Below are 17,533 nucleotides of genomic sequence, written 5' to 3' on the forward strand. Positions count from 1 at the left end.
GCCGTTTTTCTCGCAATCACAAGCGCGATTAGCCTTTCTCAGGAATAGACTTCAGCACCTGAGTCAAAAGCTGCCAATAGCGGCTCACGCTAGGAATGTGAACCTGCTCATCCGGAGAGTGCGCGCCGGTAATGGTTGGCCCGATAGAAACCATGTCCATGTCCGGATAGGGGCGTTTAAACAGCCCACACTCCAGGCCCGCGTGGATCACCATAACGTGAGGCGTGGTGTCGAACAGTTTCTTATAGCTCTCGCTCACCAGATTCATTACCGGTGACTCAGGGTTGGGTTCCCATCCCGGATAGCCGCCTTTGGTTTTCACTTCGGCGCCGGCCAGCTGGCCCAGAGACATCAGCACTTCAACAACGTACTGTTTACCGCTGTCGATAAGAGAGCGGATAAGGTACAGCACCTGCGCGCAGTCCTGCTCCGTCGTCACAACGCCGACGTTGAGAGACGTTTCCACGACGCCTTTAACGGAGTCGCTCATGCGCATCACCCCGTTAGGGCTGGCATTCACCAGGCCGACAAGGCGGTTTTGGCTGTCTTGCGTTAGCGCTTTGGAACCACATTCAAAAGCATCAACCTGTAGGGAGATGCCTTTTTCTACGGCGGAAAGCTCATGGCCGATGAGCGTCAGATAGTCCGCGGCGGCCTGCTTCAATGCGCCGACCTTGGATTGAGGCACTGCGACCACCAGAGTGGCTTCTCGGGGGATAGCGTTACGAAGCGTACCGCCGGTAAAGGAGAGCAGGCGCAGTTCCAGCTCACTGGTCTGTGCGGCCAGGAAGCGGGCCATCAGCTTGTTGGCGTTGCCGAGTCCTAAATGAATATCGCCGCCGGAGTGGCCGCCCTTAAGGCCTTTGAGCGAAATTTTGAAGGTTTCATAGCCAGCCGGAAGCGCTTCGCGGCTCAGCGGTAGCGTAGTGATGCAGTCGACGCCGCCGGCGCATCCCATGTAAATTTCGCCTTCGGTTTCTGAATCGGTGTTGATAAGAATTTCGCTTTTCAGCCAGTTGGGCTGAAGCCCGAATGCGCCATCCATACCGGTTTCTTCCGTCATGGTCAGCAGAACCTCAATGGGACCATGAACCAAGCTCTCGTCAGAAAGCACCGCCAGTGCAGAAGCCATACCGATGCCGTTATCGGAACCAAGCGTTGTGCCGCGCGCTTTCAGCCATTGGCCGTCGACGTAGGGCTGTATGGGGTCTTTTTCAAAGTCGTGCTCGGTGTCGTTGTTTTTTTGCGGCACCATGTCGAGGTGGGCCTGAAGAACGACGGACTTACGGTTTTCCATACCCGGCGTCGCCGGCTTACGGATCAGGATATTACCAACGGCATCGCGCTCAGCAAACAGCTTTCTCTCCTTCGCCCAGCTAACGATATGCTGAGCCAGCGCTTCTTCATGTTTAGACGGGTGGGGTATGGAACAGATGGTTGCGAAGTGCTGCCACAGATGCTGTGGAGTAAGTTGTGATAAGTCAGACACGATGAATCTCCTGTAACGATTTCTTTTTTCAACGAGAGTCGGAAACGGCCGCTGCCGTAGGAAATAGGTTTTCAATTTACATAAGCAGCATATTAACCACAGATGAGGCTTTAGAGGTAGCCATTTTTGGCTGTAATGTGCCCTATAGAAAGATATTTTGGGTTGGCGGAAGGGAGGTAGAAAGAATGAAGAGACTTATGCATTATTCTCTGTCAGAAGCGCTGGTTTTTATGGGCGGCGATCTTTATAATTCCCGTCAACTTTTTTCCCCCTGATTCATTAGTTAAAGCCGTCTAGCGTCGGCTGGGATTCGATTTATATGAGCGAAAAATACATCGTCACCTGGGATATGTTGCAAATTGAGGCCCGTAAGCTTGCGCGTCGCTTGCTGCCGAGAGAACAGTGGAAAGGCATTATCGCCGTTAGCCGCGGCGGTCTGGTCCCCGCTGCGCTGTTGGCGCGTGAGCTCAGCATCCGCTATGTGGATACGGTTTGTATTTCCAGCTATGACCACGACAATCAGCGTGAGATGAACGTGCTTAAACGCGCAGAGGGTGACGGTGAAGGCTTTATCGTCGTTGACGATCTGGTTGATACCGGCGGAACGGCTAAAGCCATTCGCGAAATGTATCCTAAAGCCCGTTTCGTTACCATTTTTGCCAAGCCGGCCGGTAAGCCGCTGGTTGACGACTATGTCGTCGATATCCCGCAGGATACCTGGATTGAACAGCCGTGGGATATGGGCATTACCTTCGTTAAGCCTATCGGCGATTGCTGATCCTACAGCGCCGCAATAGAAAGCCATTCAGAAAGCGGACGTCGCCATCAGGCGGCGTCCGCTTTGTTTTATCTTTCAGGCAAATAAAAACGCCTGCATTTGCAGGCGTTTGGGTCTGAAGCTTGAAGCTACATCGTTAGAGCGACTTCACTATCCGGCTCAATAGCTTGATGCGTGGGATGATGCTGTCCAGCTCAACGTATTCTGCCGGGCTGTGGAAGTCAGCGCCGATAGGGCCGAAGCCGTCCAGAGAAGGCACGCCCAGCGCGGCGGTGTGGTTGGCGTCAGAACCGCCGCCCACGGCCAGCCAGTTAATGGCGATATTCTCTTCGTTACCGCATTTTTCCACCAGCGCCATCAGTTTTTCCGTTTCTTCGCTCGGAGACATGGCGGGCGTATGGGCCATTTGGGTCACGGTCGCCGTAACGTCTTCTACGTAGGCGCGGTTGGTCATCTCGTGCATGGCCTTGTTGATGCGGTCATACTCGTTGTTGTCCCAAAAGCGGACGTCAACGACGGCCTGAGCTTTATCAGGAACGATGTTGGCCGCATCGCCGCCTTTGATGACGCCGACGTTCAGCGTAGTGCCCAGCTCTTTATCGCCCAGCTGGTTAATCGCCAGCACCCAGTTAGCCAGTTCAGTGATCGCAGAGCGGCCTTTTTCCGGCGCGTTGCCCGCGTGAGCGGCGCGGCCGTGGAAGTCGATGTTGTAACGAACCATTCCTTTACGGGCCTTAACCAGCGAACCGTCGGCGCGCGCAGCTTCGGCTACCAGCACGCAGCGGCTTTGCTTGGCGTACTTGCCGATCCACTCGTGGGAGTAAACGGAGCCGGTCTCTTCATCCGGGTTCATGGTTACAGCGATAGACAGACGCTCAACGTCTTTATCGTCCAGCGCGCGCAGCGCCCAAAGGATGTTCATCAGGCCGGACTTCATGTCGGCAGCGCCAGGGCCGTACAGGCGGGTTGCGTCCGTTGACATTGGGCGCTCTGCGGCAGTTCCCGGCGGGAATACGGTGTCCATATGGCCTACTAGCAGGACGTCATACTGGCTTGCATTCGGCTTATTGGTTGCGAAAACGCCCGGTCCGACTTCTTTGCCGAGATCGACGATTTCTGCGTGCCAGCCCATATCCTTATATTTTTTTGCCATGATGTCGGCAATGACGGCGACGCCTTCAACGGTTTGAGTGCCGCAGTCAACGTTGACCAGTGGGCGTAGTTCGTCAAGGTAGTTTTCTAACTGCATGATATGTCCTTACTTTTTTGAAGCCGCTGCGCTGAGCGCAGCGGCAAGGTTTACAGCCGTAGAGCAGAAGAGAGGGAGCGTTAGCCGACGAAGATCTTCATCAGGAACATAGCGATAAAGGCGTTGATGACAGAAACGACGATCATTACCGGGATCTTGCTGGCCTTGGTGCCGATAACGCCCAGAATGCGGCCTGCGTACTGGATCTGTGAGCCCATCAGGTAGATGGCCGGAGCCAGAATCGCCAGGTGTTCACCGCTGAGCGTGCCGTTGGCGTACAGGCTGACGGCAACGCCGATGCCGCCGCCCATAGACATCCAGCCGCCGATAAGTACGGCAGCGGCTTCGCCGGGCAGGCCGAACAGGTTCATCAGTGGAGCAAAAACGAATCCCAACCCTTTAAGCGCGCCGGTAATTTCCAGCGCTTTGATGATAACGAAGGCCATCAGTACGTTTGGCAGAGTGCTGGAAGTGGCAATTCCCCATCCTTTACGAGCGCCGGCGACGAATACGTCGGTAATCATGGGTTTGCTTTCATTTGACATGATCTTGATATCCTTAAATTCGGTATGGGTTTATGCGTTAGTCGCTTCTTTTTTAGTTGTCAGGCCCAGATAGAGTCGGAAAATGTTCGTTCCGACGATTTTCATCACGAACATAACGCAAATGCACAGACCGATGGAGGCCGGCACGGCGGGCGTATTGTCTACGGTCATCAGCGTAAACAGCACCGCACCGGAGGAGAAGAAGTTGGTGATCATTGCGCCAGCGGAAAACTGGAACATGGTGATCAGATCCTTTTCTTTTTCATTAAGCTGGCCTTCGTCAACCAGTGAACGGGTCAAGGAGGCGCCGACGTCGGTACTTTGCAGGCTGCCGATAATTGCCAGGCCGGTTGAGCCAGGGATGCCCAGCAGAGGGCGCAACAGAGGCGTAAGCAGCTTGCGGGCGGCGTTAAGCGCGCCGTAGTGCTCCAGCACGTTGATCATGCCCAGAGCGAACATAACGGAAGGGATCAGGCCAAAAGCAAACAGAAAGCCGTCCATTGCGCCGTTACCGCCAGCGCCGCGGAACGTGGTCTTGGCGACGTTGAGCGCCCCGTCTGCCTGAGTGACGTTGGCAGTTACCTTACCAAACGCGCCGTTGAGCGTCGTAAAGTCGAAAACGGACCACCATTCTTTACCCCCCAGCAGGCCGGAAAAGAATACCATGGCGAAAATAAGTGAAATGTAAGCGCCGATGCCAACCTTAGCTTCCTCAGGTTGAGCCGGCTTAGAGCTTTCTTGAGACATATGAAGTTCCCTGATGAAAAAACACACTGTAATTATTTGATCGTCAATTATCTTTACTTCCCTTCATCATTTTTTTGATTTCTATCAAAATTGGAAGTGCTGTAGATCACGCTTCTGTGATATTTACGATTCAACCGCGCGCTTTCTATACGGTTGATAAAAAGTTTCTGCTGATGTATCCAATTTGTTAATTTATTTGTATCGAATAGACGATGTGACTGAATGGGCGCGGCGGATAGACTTTTATCTCATAATGTCGTCATTTCTTCCTCGGTTTATGTATTTTTATGCGTTATTCGTGCATACTTCGGCCATTCGCCATAAGAAAGTTAACGATAAGGATAAAGCTATGTTTAAACGTCTTTCTATTTTCGGCGCCTGTTTGGCCGCCGCCTTGTGCGCGCTGCCGGCTGCTAACGCCGCAGAACCTACCTACGTTGTCGGCTCCGGCGGGACCTATCGCCCGTTTGAATTTGAAAACAGCAAGAAAGAGCTGGAAGGCTTCGACATTGACGTTATTACCGCTATAGCCAAAGCAGAAAACTTTAACATCAAGCTGGTTAACACGCCTTGGGAAGGCATTTTTGCGACATTAGGAAGCGGCGATCGCGACATTATTATTTCCGGCATCACCATTACGGAAAAACGTAAGCAGATGGTCGACTTTTCCGCCCCGTACTTCCCAGCCGAGCAGGCCATCGTCGTGCCTAAGGGCAAGACTATCGGCGGTATTGCCGATCTGAAGCCGCTGAAAGTGGGCGTCGTGAACTCCAGCACCGGCGACATCGTCGTTTCTGACGTGCTGGGTAAAAACAGCACCGCTATCAAGCGATTTGATAATACGCCTCTGATGCTGCAAGAGCTGTATGAAGACGGCATCGACGCGGCGGTAGGCGACGTGGGCGTCGCCAAGTTCTATATCAAAAACCATCCGGAAAAAGAGTTTAACCTGGTGTCCGACGCCAAGTTTGAACGTCAGTACTTCGGCATTGCGGTCGCGAAAGGCAACGAAGAGCTGCGCGGTAAGATCAACGCCGGTTTGAAAAAGATTATCGCCGACGGCACCTATGCCAAAATTTATCAGAAGTGGTTTGATAACGACGTGCCGGCCCTGCCTGCGGAATAATTTTTCTTTTAGTCACAACGTTCAGGGCGATTGATTCGCCCTGAACGCTTTTTAACTACGGGTTCTTTTTTATGTCAGGATTTCGCTGGGAGATAATCCAGGAATACGCCCCGCTGTTTGCCGACGGGGCGTGGATGACCGTCAAGTGCACCATCATTTGTGTCATTTTAGGCGTCACGTGGGGATTAGCCTTAGGGCTTGGTCGACTGGCGCGCGCGCCGCGCAGCCCCGGTATGGATTTCTTCTTACGGGCTTTCGTACAAACGCCGGTTAAAATCTACGTTAGCGCCTTTCGCGGTACGCCGCTGTTCGTGCAAATCATGGTCGTGCACTTTGCGCTTATCCCACTGCTTATCAACCCGCGAGACGGACTGCTGGTTTCCAGCGGCATTATGTCGGTGGACTTCGCGCGCATGCTGCGTTCGGAGTACGGCGCGTTTCTCTCCTGCATAGTGGCGATTACGCTCAATGCCGGCGCCTATGTGTCAGAGATTTTCCGTGCGGGCATTGAATCGATAGACAAAGGGCAGATGGAAGCGGCACGCTCTCTGGGCATGACCTACGGCAAGACCATGCGTAAAATCATTCTTCCGCAGGCGTTTCGCCGCATGCTGCCGCCGCTGGGAAATAACGCTATCGCGATCGTTAAGGACTCTTCGCTGGCGTCCGCCATCGGGCTTGCCGACCTGGCCTATGCCGCCAGAACCGTATCGGGGGCCTACGCCACCTACTGGGAGCCCTATTTGACTATCTCTATCGTGTACTGGGTGATTACGTTCTTACTCTCTTTGATGGTAAGGCAGATGGAAAAGAGGCTAGGCAAAAGTGATTAAGATCCGTAATTTACAAAAGCAGTTTGGCAAAATACACGTTCTGCGCGGCATCTCCTGCGATATTGCCGCGAATGAAGTGGTGTGCATCATTGGCCCCTCCGGTTCGGGTAAAAGCACCTTTTTGCGCTGCATGAACGCGCTGGAGGAGATGACCGACGGCGAGATTTATATTAACGGGTTTGCCGTACACGATAAAAAAACCAATCTCAATCACCTGCGGGAAAGCGTCGGCATGGTGTTCCAGCGCTTTAACCTGTTCCCCCACATGACGGTTTTAGAAAACCTGATTCTGGCGCCGATGGACATCAAAAAGCTCTCCCGAACCGAAGCGATTGAGAGAGCGGAGAAGCTTTTACAAAAGGTGGGCCTGTTAGACAAAATAGACGCCTATCCTAGCCAGCTTTCCGGCGGCCAGCAGCAGCGGGTGGCCATTGCGCGCGCGTTGGCGATGGAGCCTAAAGTGATGCTGTTTGACGAACCGACTTCCGCGCTTGACCCAGAGCTGGTGGGGGAAGTGCTGGCGGTCATGAAGTCGCTGGCCCACGAGGGGATGACTATGGTGGTTGTCACCCACGAAATGGGCTTTGCCCGGGATGTCGCCGACAGGGTGATTTTTATCGATCAGGGCGTTATTCAGGAAGAAGACGTGCCTGAAAAGCTGTTCACGTCGCCTGCAAACGAAAGAACCCGCGCTTTCTTAAGTAAGGTGCTGTAGCTAGCGAACGGTAAGTTCAGAGTAAAAAACGGTCTCCGCTCCTACGGCGACCGTTTTTTTATGCCCGCAGGCGTGAGAGCCGCGTTAAGATTACACTGTGAGCGAAATAAAAAGAAAAGGGCTGGCTTGATATGAAAATCTGGGCGTTAGGCGATGCGGTCGTGGATTTACTGCCGCTGGGCAACCAGCAGTATGAGGCCTGCGCCGGCGGCGCACCGGCCAACGTGGCGGTCGGCGCCGCCAGACTGGGGGCGTCATCCGGTTTTATCGGCCGCGTCGGCGACGATCCCTTTGGCCGCTTTATGCAGCAGGCATTGGAGGAGAACGGCGTAGACTGTCGGCTCGTCGAGCTGGACACCCTCCATCGCACCAGCACTACGCTGGTCTCGTTGGACGAAAGCGGCGAACGCAGCTTTACTTTTTTAGTTAATCCTGCGGCGGACCGCTTTCTTGAGCTTCGCCGACTTCCTTCAGAAGAGGCGTGTTTGCTTCATACCTGTTCTTTGGCGCTGGTGGGCGAACCGTGCCGCGACGCGGTGTGGGCGCTGACGGCGCAGGCGAAGGCGCAGCAAGGTGCCGTCAGCTTTGACGTCAATCTGCGCAGCCAAATGTGGGACGACAAAGCGGCCATGCGTCAGTCTATCGTTGACTACGCTTTCCAGGCCGACGTACTGAAGCTATCCGAAGATGAGCTGTTTTGGCTCACGTCGGTTGCAGAAGGGGAATGGGAAAAGGCGCTGAAGGCGGTGAGCGACTATCCCGCCGAACTGAAAGTCATCACCTGCGGCGGGGAAGGCGGCGTTGTACTCTGGCGGGGAGAGGCGTTTCGTTTTAATGCCTATGAGGTTGTCTGCATTGATACGACCGGCGCAGGGGACGCCTTTATGGCGGGGCTTTTGTCCGGCATTGCCCAAAGCGGGTTTCCTCAGAACAAAGAGGCGCTGCGAGCCTTGATAAATCGGGCCAGCGCCTGCGGCGCGCTGGCAACGACGCAGAAAGGCGCGTGGAGCGCGCTGCCGACGGCGCTTCAACTACGGGAGTTTCTCTCCCTTTCCTCAACTTTCCATATGGAGTCTGCCGACGAGTTATGGGATGATTAGCCGGTTTTTTGGGGGATAGGATGAAGAAACTTACGCTGTTACTGATTGTTTTGCTGGGCTGGCTACAGTATTCGCTGTGGCTCGGCAAAAACGGGCTGCACGATTATGCCCGCGTGAAAGAGGATATCGCGCTCCAGCAGGGCAACAACGCCAAATTGAAGTCGCGTAACGAGCGGCTGTTTGCTGAAATTAGCGATTTGAAAGGCGGGCAGGAAGCCATTGATGAACGCGCGCGCAGCGAGCTGGGCATGATCAAGCCCGGCGAGAGCTTCTATCGCATTATTCCCGAACAGGGCGGTAAAAAGTAGATGTCCCAGGCGGCTTCCCCTTCTTTTCATACCGTCGCCATTTTGCCCGCCGCCGGTATAGGCAGCCGGATGCGCTGCGATCTCCCCAAACAGTATTTAACCATCGGTACGAAAACGATTATCGAGTACGCCATAGGCGCACTGCTTGAGCATCCTGCCGTTGAGCGCGTTATCGTTGCGCTTCATCCTGAAGATTCATACTTTTCTTCGTTGCCCGTTGCTGCCGATACCCGCGTCTCCACCGTAACGGGCGGCGCCGAGCGGGCCGATTCGGTTATGGCCGGTTTGAACTGCGCCAAAGGCATGGGCGCGCGCTGGGTGCTGGTGCACGATGCCGCCCGTCCGTGTTTACGCTACGAAGATTTAGACGCTCTGATGACGACCGTATATGAAGGTCGACAGGGCGGGATCCTGGCGATGCCTGCGAAAGACACGATGAAGCGGGAAACCGTCGGCGAGTCGAGCATTGCTCATACGGTCGATCGCGAGGGCCTGTGGCACGCCATGACGCCGCAGATGTTCCCGCTTGAGCTGCTTTACGACTGCATGGCCCGGGCGCTCGATGAGGGCGTCAGTCTGACTGACGAAGCCTCTGCGCTGGAGCACTGCGGATTTCACCCCCTGCTGGTGCCGGGGCGCTCTGACAATATAAAGGTTACGCGCCCGGAAGATCTGGCGCTGGCCACGTTTTATCTTACCCATCAATCATAGAAGCATAGAAGGAGTATGCCTGTGCGTATTGGTCACGGTTTTGACGTTCATAAGTTTGGCGAAGAAGGGCCGATTATCATTGGCGGCGTCGCTATCCCCTATGAGTTTGGCCTGCTGGCGCACTCCGACGGCGACGTTGCGCTTCACGCCCTGACAGACGCCCTGCTGGGCGCCGCCGCGCTGGGCGACATCGGCAAGCTGTTTCCCGATACCGATCCGGCCTATAAGGGAGCGGACAGCCGCGTTCTGCTAAGAGAAGCCTTTCGCCAAATTAAAGAGAAAGGCTATCGGGTCGGCAACGTCGACGTCACGATTATCGCACAGGCGCCCAAGATGCTGCCCCATATTCCCCAAATGCGCGTCAATATTGCCGAAGATCTTGGCTGTCATGTTGACGACGTCAACGTGAAGGCGACCACCACTGAAAAACTCGGCTTTACCGGCCGTAAAGAGGGGATCGCCTGTGAAGCCGTCGCCCTGTTGGTGAAGGCGTGAGCGGTTTCGTGACTGAACCCGTTTGGCTTTACGGGCAGCCTGTATCTACCGGGGTCATTAAATCGGAGCCGGAAGACTTCTGCGTTCAGGAGGATTTAGGTTTTTCCTTTGACGGCGAGGGTGAACACGTGCTGGTTTACCTGCGTAAAACCGGCTGCAACACCCAGTTTGTCGCCGACGCGCTGGCCAAGTTTGCTCGCATTTCGGCTCGCGCCGTGAGCTATGCGGGGCTTAAAGATCGCCACGCGGTTACCGAGCAGTGGTTCTGTCTGCAGATGCCGGGGAAAGAAACGCCGGATTTTTCCCGCTTTAAGCAGGAAGGCTGCGAAGTGCTTAAAACGGCCCGCCACCGGCGCAAGCTTCGGATCGGCGCGCTGAAAGGCAACAGTTTTACGCTGGTTTTGCGGCAAATAAGCCATCGCGCCGACGTTGAAGTGCGGCTTGAACAAATCCAAACCCAGGGCGTTCCCAACTATTTTGGCGAGCAGCGGTTTGGCCGCAGCGGCAACAATCTGATAATGGCCCGCAAGTGGGCCAATGACGAAATTGTGGTGAAGGAGCGGGGCAAGCGCAGCTTCTATCTATCCGCCGCCCGAAGCGCCATGTTTAACCAGGCGACAAGCGCACGCATTGAGAGCGGCCATCATCGACAGGTGCTGTTGGGCGACGCCGTAGGGCTTGCCGGCAGCGGCAGCTGGTTTACCGTGGCTGAAGGCGAGCTTGAGAGCGTGCAAAAGCGTTTGGCCGAGGGTGACGTCTACCTGACGGCGCCGCTTCCTGGGGACGGCGCTTTGGGTAGCCAAGGCGAGGCGCTGGCGCTTGAAACAAAGGCGCTGGAGGCAAGCGGCGATTTTCTGTCTCTGATGACCAGAGAGCGCGTAGCGCCAGCGCGACGCGCGCTGATTGTCGTGCCGGAAAGCATGACGTGGCGCTGGCTGGACGACGAAACCCTCCGGCTTGGTTTTGAGCTTCCTGCCGGCAGTTTCGCCACCAGCGTCGTGCGCGAGCTGGTGCGTTCTCAATCAGATTTCCCGATCGACGCCTAATCCCTCATCGTTCAGGCGCGTTGCCCGTTTTCCTGAGCGCAAAGATGAGGTTATAATCGAAAAAGTTTCGGCTGCGGCTTTGCCGCGGCCTCCCTTCGAAATGTACGGGCCTGATTGATACCATGAGAATACTTCTGAGCAACGATGACGGCATAAGCGCTCCGGGGATCCAGACGCTGGCCGAATCTTTACGCCGGTTTGCTCAGGTACAGCTTGTCGCTCCAGACCGCAACTGCAGCGGTTCCTCCAACGCTTTAACGCTAGAAATGCCCCTGAAGATCCATTCGCTGAGTAACGGCGACATTGCCGTACGCGGTACGCCTACCGACTGCGTCTATCTGGGCGTTAACGCGCTAATGACGCCGCGCCCGGACATCGTCGTTTCGGGCATTAACGCCGGCGCTAACCTCGGTGACGACGTGATTTACTCAGGGACCGTCGCCGCCGCGATGGAGGGGCGCCACCTTGGGCTGCCCGCGCTGGCCGTTTCTCTCGATGGGCACCGCTATTTTGATACCGCTGCCGCGGTGACCTGTCGCCTCTTAAAGGCGCTGTCTCAGGAGCCGCTTCGCACCGGGCGAATATTGAATATTAACGTTCCAGACCTGCCTTTGGATGAGATTAAAGGTTTCAGGGTTACCCGCTGCGGCCGCCGCTATCCGGCTGAGCGCGTGATCCGCCAGACTGACCCCCGCGGTAATGACCTTTATTGGATAGGGCCGCCCGGAGAGAAGGACGATTCAGGTGAGGATACTGATTTTGCCGCGCTAGAGCAGGGGTATGTCTCAATTACGCCGCTGCAGGTTGATTTAACGGCCTATGCCGCTCAAGATGTTATTCATCAATGGTTAACGCAAGTGAAGGTTATCTGAGTATGCCAAGTATGCCGAGTAAACGCGTACAGACAATGCTAAAGCAGCTTGTCGGCCAGGGGATCCGCGACGAGCGCGTCCTGCAGGCTTTGGCTTCGGTTCCCAGAGAGCGATTTATTGACGAAGCGCTTTCCCATCAGGCTTATGACAATACCGCACTGCCGATTGGCGCAGGGCAAACTATTTCTCAGCCTTACATCGTGGCGAAAATGACGGAGCTTTTGAAGCTGACGCCGGATTCAACCGTACTGGAAATCGGTACCGGCTCTGGCTACCAGACCGCCGTGCTGGCGAACCTGGCGCGGCACGTTTACTCCGTTGAGCGAATAAAAAGCCTGCAGTGGCAGGCGAAAAGGCGTTTGAAGCAGCTGGATTTACACAACGTTTCAACCCGCCACGGCGATGGCTGGGAAGGATGGGCGGTTCGCGGGCCGTTTGACGCGATTATTGTCACCGCGGCGCCCGACGAGATCCCGCAGTCGCTGATAGAACAGCTGGCCGACGGCGGCCGCATGGTGTTGCCGGTAGGTGAACCCCAGCAGTCTCAGCTTTTGCAGCTGGTGCAGCGCCAGGGCGATCGGTTCGTTGCCGATACGATTGAGATGGTGCGCTTTGTCCCCATGCTAAAGGGCGATCTGGCCTGATTCCATCCGCTTTATATCGTTGGCTTTGCGCACACGGGCTGATTGTAGAGATAAGTAAATTTATCCATTCACATTTGACGAAGGATGGGGATAGATATAGGGTTCAAATTGCGAAAGTCTCTCATTTATGAAGAGAGAGTGAATAATTCGATGAGTTTCGACGGCATAGGCGGCATCGTCTGGCCGTTTTTGCTGTATATTTAGCAACCGGATATTGAAATGATTAATTCTGCTATGGTGGGGGAAGCATGAATAAAGGAAGCCCGATGATGACATATCGGCGTATAGCGTTAGGCGTAATCATCAGCGCAGCGTTAGTCGGCTGTAAAAGTGAGCCGAATAAGCCCGCGCCTATTACTTCTATTAACGGGAGCAGCGGAACCTATTCTTCTTCACCGGCTACTTCCGGCGGTTCTTCGAGTAGTTCTTCCGCAGGTGCGGCAGGCGCTTCTTCTCAGAATACGATGGCGATGGATACCAGCCGCCCTAACATTTCCAATGAGGGCGGTTCTTCTACCTCTACGGCAGCGGCGCAGAGCAGCGGCAATCCTTTCCAGGGCGGACCCGTTGCGAGCAGCAGCGCGGCGGCTTCCGGTGAACGCATCGTTTATAACCGCCGCTACTCAGATATTCCAAAGGGATCTTATAACGGCGGTTCAACCTATACCGTTTCTCGCGGCGATACCTTATTCTACATCGCTTGGATCACCGGAAATGACTATCGCGAACTGGCGCAGCGCAACAGCATTGCTGAGCCTTACGCGCTGACCGTAGGCCAAACCCTGAACGTGGGCAACGGCGTAAATAACGGCTCGGTGGTCGCCTCAAATACGTCCACTACGACCTCCCCGAATGCAACACAAAATCGGACGGCGGGTGTTGATTCTCAAAATTCAGGGGCGTACACTGACACTAGTAAACAAAATGTTGATAAAACGTTACCATCTTCTCAACCGACTGCCGGATCAACGACTTCGGCGGCAACCGGAACGACAGCTTCCAGCAGCGTATCCGGCGTTCGCTGGCGTTGGCCGACGGAAGGGAAAGTGGTTGACAACTTCTCAACATCGGAAGGGGGCAATAAGGGAGTTGATATTTCCGGATCCCGAGGCCAGCCGATAGTCGCCGCCGCTGACGGTCGTATCGTGTATGCAGGCAATGCGTTACGGGGTTACGGTAACCTCATCATTATCAAGCATAATGATGATTATCTGAGTGCTTATGCACATAATGACTCAATGCTCGTGGCCGAGCAGCAAGAAGTCAAAGCAGGTCAAAAAATAGCAACAATGGGCAGTACGGGAACGACCTCTGTAAGATTGCATTTTGAAATCCGCTACAAAGGTAAGTCCGTTAACCCGCTGCAGCACTTGCCGCAGCGTTGAGTGGGTAGGAACTCCTTTTTTCCTGCCCGAAATGTCGCAACTACGGGTAGGAAAAAATATGAGTTCCAATACGCTGAAAGTCAACGAATGGCCCGAAAATGCCGATTTCGATGATAGTGAACCCGCAGAGTTTGATGAGAAAGCGTCGATTGATGTCGTTGAAGACGACAGCTCTGCGGACGATATACTGCTTTCACAAGATGTGACTCAACATGTGCTGGATGCGACACAGCTGTATCTCGGAGAAATTGGTTTTTCACCCCTTCTAACCGCGCAGGAAGAAGTTTACTTCGCTCGCCGTGCGCTACGCGGTGATGCCGCCGCGCGTACCCGAATGATTGAAAGCAACCTGCGTTTGGTCGTCAAAATTGCCCGCCGTTACAATAATCGCGGCTTAGCGCTTCTGGACTTGATTGAAGAAGGCAACCTTGGGCTTATTCGCGCCGTAGAGAAATTCGATCCTGAACGCGGGTTCCGGTTCTCTACTTACGCAACCTGGTGGATCCGCCAAACGATCGAGCGGGCCATTATGAACCAGACAAGAACCATCCGCCTGCCGATTCATATCGTTAAAGAGCTTAACGTTTACCTGCGCACCGCGCGCGAGCTGTCCCAAAAGCTGGACCACGAACCGCGAGCCGAAGATATCGCGCATCAGCTGGATAAGTCCGTCGGAGACGTAAGCCGGATGCTGCGCCTCAATGAGCGCGTCACCTCCGTGGATTCACCGCTGAACGGCGAATCCGACAGCGCGTTGCTGGACATTCTGCCGGATGAGTACAACAACGATCCCGAGTACACCACTCAGGATAATGATATCAAGCAGAGCATCGTTAAGTGGCTGTTTGAACTTAATCCAAAACAGCGTGAAGTGCTGGCTCGCCGCTTTGGCCTTTTAGGCTATGAAGCTGCAACGCTGGAAGACGTCGGCGCCGAAATCGGCCTGACCCGAGAGAGAGTTCGCCAGATTCAGGTTGAGGGTTTAAGCCAGCTGCGCGAAATTCTGGTCAAGCAGGGGCTGAATATTGAGGCGCTGTTCCAAGAGTAATCGCCTTAACGGCGCTTTTCTGGAAATAAATAAGCCGGCTTGGAGCCGGCTTTCTTATGCGTGTAATTCGCGCGTCACATTACCAGTGGTAGTTGATCTTCGCCGTTACGGTGCGGCCTTCGCCGTAGTAACACCAGTAGTTACAGCCGCTAACGTAGTTGGTATCCGTCAGGTTGCTGGCGTTGACCTGTACCTGCCATTCTTTGTTAATGTCGTAGCGAACCATTGCGTCCCACAGGGTATAGGCGGGAACTTTCAGATCCTTATCGTTCGTTTTATCGCCGTAGGTGCTGCCGATGTAGCGAACGCCGGATCCAATAGTCAGCCCTTCAAGCTTGCCGTTAAAGGAGTAGTTTGCCCACAGGGACGCCATGTGCAGCGGCGTTAACGGCAGGCGGTTGCCGATTTCGTCGCTGTCGCCGGAACGGATGGTTTCTACGCGGTTTAGCGTGTAGTTAGCGTGGATCTGAAGGGAGTCAGTTACGTGGCCTACGCCTTCCAGTTCCAGACCCCGAGAGCGCGCCATCCCCGTTTGAACCTGAGCATAGTTGATTTTCGGATCGTTAGACGTCGTCAAAATGTTCTTCTGGTACATTTCAAACAGGGCCGCGTTAAAGTAGCCGTTGAAACCTTCAGGGACATATTTAACGCCGACTTCCGTCTGTTGGCCGGTCTGCGGCTTATAAGGGCTACCGTAGCCGTCGCGCCCGGACAGCGGCTGGAAGGATTCCGAATAGCTGATGTACGGGTTAAGGCCGTTGTCGGCAAGGTACATCAGGCCCGCGCTTTTGGTGTACTTATGGTCATCCATATCGATACGGCCTTCGGTGGCGCCGCTGTTTACACCCGCGTTTGATATGATATCGCTGGAGCGCGCCTTGTCGTAGCGGCCACCGAGCAGCAGTATCCACTTATCGTCGAACTTCAGCTGGTTCTGAACGTATACCCCCGTTTGAAAACGCTTGGTACGGTGGCTAAACAGCTCGTCGTCGCTGACGGGCGTATAGTTGCCGTAGACGGGGTTAAAGATATCCAGAGGAGAGCCGAAGCCATAAACGTTGCCGTCTTTACCGCGCGAGTTAATGGTTGTGTAGTCGGTGCCTAACAGCAGGGTGTTTTCAAAATTGTCTATCGTCCAGTTACCTACCAGACGGTTGTCGATGGCATAGTTTTGCGCGCTGCCGTCGCGATAGGTCAGGCCGCGCTGAACGTTTCTGTCATCAAGCATATATGAGCCGTAGACGTTGCGCAGCAGCAGATTCAGATAGCTGTAAGAGGCGTTTTGCTTAAACGTCCAGGTGTCGTTGAACATGTGGCTCAGCTCATAGCTGATGTTGAACTGCTCAGAATCGCCCTTGCTGTAGTCCGGTTCGCCGAAGCTGGTGTCTTTATCTACCTTGCCAAAAGGCGTGCCGTGCAGCGTACCGTAAGGCAGCTTAAAGCCGCTTGTGGGGTTGGAATTGTCTTTCATGTAGCTGGTAAGCACGGTCAGGCTGGTTTTGTCGTTGAAATCGACAGAAATGCTGGGCGCAAAGTAATAGCGTTCGTTGGACGCGCCGTCTACCGGGCCGTTGTCTTTTTTGGCGAAGCCGACGAAGCGATAAAGCACGTTCCCTTCTTCGTTGAGCGGGCCGGAGGTGTCTAAACCGAAGTGCCGATAGTCGTTCGAACCGTAAGAAACGTCAATTTCACCCTGCTTTAGGCGAGTAGGATGCTTGGTAATCACGTTTACCAGGCCGCCGGGAGGGTTTTGGCCATACAGCATGGACGCAGGCCCTTTCAGCGCGTCAAGGCGCTCGATGCCGTAGGTTTCCTGGTGCCAGGAGTAGAACCCCGCTTCATTGTAAATCGTAGACAGCCCGTTTTGATAAGGCGCCCATTCGAAGCCGCGGATAATCAGCCAGTCGGTTCTGTTATCCGCACCATATTGGCCCGTCTGAATGCCGGCGCTGTAGCGCAGGGCTTCGTCGATTTTTTTAGCGCCGCGATCTTTGATGTCTTCCAGCGTGACTTCCGATACGGAGCGGGGCGTTTCCGCTGCCGGCGTATCAATTTTCATTGCGGTATTGGTACCGGTAACGATAAGGGTCTCACCCGCCTCGGCGTTTTGCTGTTTTTCCTCCGCCATGGCCGGTGAAGCCGCCGCCAGCCCTAAGAGTACGGCATAAGCCAAAGGCTTATAGGTCGGACTATACGGTGCGACTTGTTTGTTCATAGGTATGTTCTTCCCGTTATTGTTAAAAATGATAATTGTTATCATAGCTATTTTCTTTTGATTTGTTAGCGACTGTCAATGGGAACGTTTTGTGCGGATACCGATAGCAAAGATAAAAGATCGCATCCTGATGCAAACATAGAGAATGGTTATCGTTACGAATGAAGTGATATCATCTACACTATGACTTTGGCCGAAGCGCGGTAGTGCTTTGCTATTTAAAAAGG

Annotated in this window: 18 protein-coding genes; 13 read left to right on the top strand and 5 right to left on the bottom strand. The window is 54.3% G+C overall.

Going from position 1 to position 17,533, the window contains the following annotated elements; all coding sequences use genetic code 11:
- Positions 1 to 28: 28 nt before the first annotated feature.
- A complete protein-coding gene (locus tag G544_RS0113835; RefSeq protein ID WP_027275152.1) occupies positions 29 to 1,489 on the bottom strand; it encodes an aminoacyl-histidine dipeptidase in 1,461 nt (486 codons plus the stop codon).
- A 319-nt stretch (positions 1,490 to 1,808) separates the two neighbouring features.
- On the opposite strand from G544_RS0113835, the gene gpt reads away from it, so the two are divergent.
- On the top strand, positions 1,809 to 2,267 hold the full coding sequence (gene gpt / locus G544_RS0113840) for a xanthine phosphoribosyltransferase (protein WP_027275153.1): 459 nt from the start codon (positions 1,809 to 1,811) through the stop codon (positions 2,265 to 2,267).
- Between the two features lie 136 nt (positions 2,268 to 2,403).
- Here the strand turns inward: gpt and G544_RS0113845 are convergent, their stop codons facing one another.
- The 3 genes from G544_RS0113845 to G544_RS0113855 all read right to left on the bottom strand — a co-directional run bounded on the left by G544_RS0113845 (position 2,404) and on the right by G544_RS0113855 (position 4,808).
- Positions 2,404 to 3,516, bottom strand: a complete 1,113-nt coding sequence (locus G544_RS0113845; protein ID WP_027275154.1) for a M20 family metallopeptidase — start codon at positions 3,514 to 3,516, stop codon at positions 2,404 to 2,406.
- An 80-nt stretch (positions 3,517 to 3,596) separates the two neighbouring features.
- Complete coding sequence (locus tag G544_RS0113850; protein ID WP_036024160.1) at positions 3,597 to 4,061, bottom strand: YjiG family protein; 465 nt, start codon at positions 4,059 to 4,061, stop codon at positions 3,597 to 3,599.
- Positions 4,062 to 4,091: 30 nt separating this feature from the next.
- On the bottom strand, positions 4,092 to 4,808 hold the full coding sequence (locus G544_RS0113855) for a nucleoside recognition domain-containing protein (protein WP_027275156.1): 717 nt from the start codon (positions 4,806 to 4,808) through the stop codon (positions 4,092 to 4,094).
- A 349-nt stretch (positions 4,809 to 5,157) separates the two neighbouring features.
- Between G544_RS0113855 and G544_RS0113860 the strand changes: the two genes are divergently transcribed.
- The 12 genes from G544_RS0113860 to rpoS all read left to right on the top strand — a co-directional run bounded on the left by G544_RS0113860 (position 5,158) and on the right by rpoS (position 15,091).
- Positions 5,158 to 5,934 carry a basic amino acid ABC transporter substrate-binding protein gene (locus tag G544_RS0113860; protein WP_027275157.1) on the top strand — a complete coding sequence of 259 codons (777 nt, stop codon included), beginning with the start codon at positions 5,158 to 5,160 and terminating at the stop codon, positions 5,932 to 5,934.
- A 71-nt stretch (positions 5,935 to 6,005) separates the two neighbouring features.
- Positions 6,006 to 6,767 carry an amino acid ABC transporter permease gene (locus G544_RS0113865; protein WP_027275158.1) on the top strand — a complete coding sequence of 254 codons (762 nt, stop codon included), beginning with the start codon at positions 6,006 to 6,008 and terminating at the stop codon, positions 6,765 to 6,767.
- Positions 6,760 to 7,482, top strand: a complete 723-nt coding sequence (locus tag G544_RS0113870) for an amino acid ABC transporter ATP-binding protein (protein WP_027275159.1) — start codon at positions 6,760 to 6,762, stop codon at positions 7,480 to 7,482. Before G544_RS0113865 ends, G544_RS0113870 begins: the two co-directional genes overlap by 8 nt.
- Positions 7,483 to 7,613: 131 nt before the next feature.
- The gene (locus tag G544_RS20650; RefSeq protein ID WP_051155768.1) at positions 7,614 to 8,582 is read left to right on the top strand and encodes an aminoimidazole riboside kinase; all 969 of its coding nucleotides are present in this window, start codon (positions 7,614 to 7,616) and stop codon (positions 8,580 to 8,582) included.
- 20 nt (positions 8,583 to 8,602) lie between these two features.
- The gene (gene ftsB, locus G544_RS0113880; RefSeq protein ID WP_027275160.1) at positions 8,603 to 8,890 is read left to right on the top strand and encodes a cell division protein FtsB; all 288 of its coding nucleotides are present in this window, start codon (positions 8,603 to 8,605) and stop codon (positions 8,888 to 8,890) included.
- Complete coding sequence (ispD, locus tag G544_RS0113885) at positions 8,891 to 9,601, top strand: 2-C-methyl-D-erythritol 4-phosphate cytidylyltransferase (protein ID WP_027275161.1); 711 nt, start codon at positions 8,891 to 8,893, stop codon at positions 9,599 to 9,601.
- Between the two features lie 21 nt (positions 9,602 to 9,622).
- Positions 9,623 to 10,096 (top strand): 2-C-methyl-D-erythritol 2,4-cyclodiphosphate synthase, encoded by a 474-nt coding sequence (ispF, locus tag G544_RS0113890; protein WP_027275162.1) that lies wholly within the window; start codon positions 9,623 to 9,625, stop codon positions 10,094 to 10,096.
- Between the two features lie 8 nt (positions 10,097 to 10,104).
- Positions 10,105 to 11,142: a tRNA pseudouridine(13) synthase TruD gene (gene truD, locus G544_RS0113895; protein WP_036024161.1), complete on the top strand. Its 1,038-nt coding sequence runs from the start codon at positions 10,105 to 10,107 to the stop codon at positions 11,140 to 11,142.
- A gap of 122 nt (positions 11,143 to 11,264) precedes the next feature.
- The gene (gene surE, locus G544_RS0113900; protein ID WP_027275164.1) at positions 11,265 to 12,014 is read left to right on the top strand and encodes a 5'/3'-nucleotidase SurE; all 750 of its coding nucleotides are present in this window, start codon (positions 11,265 to 11,267) and stop codon (positions 12,012 to 12,014) included.
- 11 nt (positions 12,015 to 12,025) lie between these two features.
- Complete coding sequence (locus tag G544_RS0113905) at positions 12,026 to 12,658, top strand: protein-L-isoaspartate(D-aspartate) O-methyltransferase (RefSeq protein ID WP_027275165.1); 633 nt, start codon at positions 12,026 to 12,028, stop codon at positions 12,656 to 12,658.
- Positions 12,659 to 12,906: 248 nt separating this feature from the next.
- Positions 12,907 to 14,043: a murein hydrolase activator NlpD gene (nlpD, locus tag G544_RS0113910; protein ID WP_027275166.1), complete on the top strand. Its 1,137-nt coding sequence runs from the start codon at positions 12,907 to 12,909 to the stop codon at positions 14,041 to 14,043.
- Positions 14,044 to 14,101: 58 nt separating this feature from the next.
- The gene (gene rpoS, locus G544_RS0113915; RefSeq protein WP_027275167.1) at positions 14,102 to 15,091 is read left to right on the top strand and encodes an RNA polymerase sigma factor RpoS; all 990 of its coding nucleotides are present in this window, start codon (positions 14,102 to 14,104) and stop codon (positions 15,089 to 15,091) included.
- 79 nt (positions 15,092 to 15,170) lie between these two features.
- Here the strand turns inward: rpoS and G544_RS20655 are convergent, their stop codons facing one another.
- A complete protein-coding gene (locus tag G544_RS20655; RefSeq protein ID WP_245614562.1) occupies positions 15,171 to 17,306 on the bottom strand; it encodes a TonB-dependent siderophore receptor in 2,136 nt (711 codons plus the stop codon).
- Positions 17,307 to 17,533 lie beyond the last annotated feature (227 nt).

Origin of the sequence: Leminorella grimontii ATCC 33999 = DSM 5078, assembly GCF_000439085.1 — a bacterium.
In the GTDB taxonomy this organism is placed as follows: Bacteria; Pseudomonadota; Gammaproteobacteria; order Enterobacterales; family Enterobacteriaceae; genus Leminorella; species Leminorella grimontii.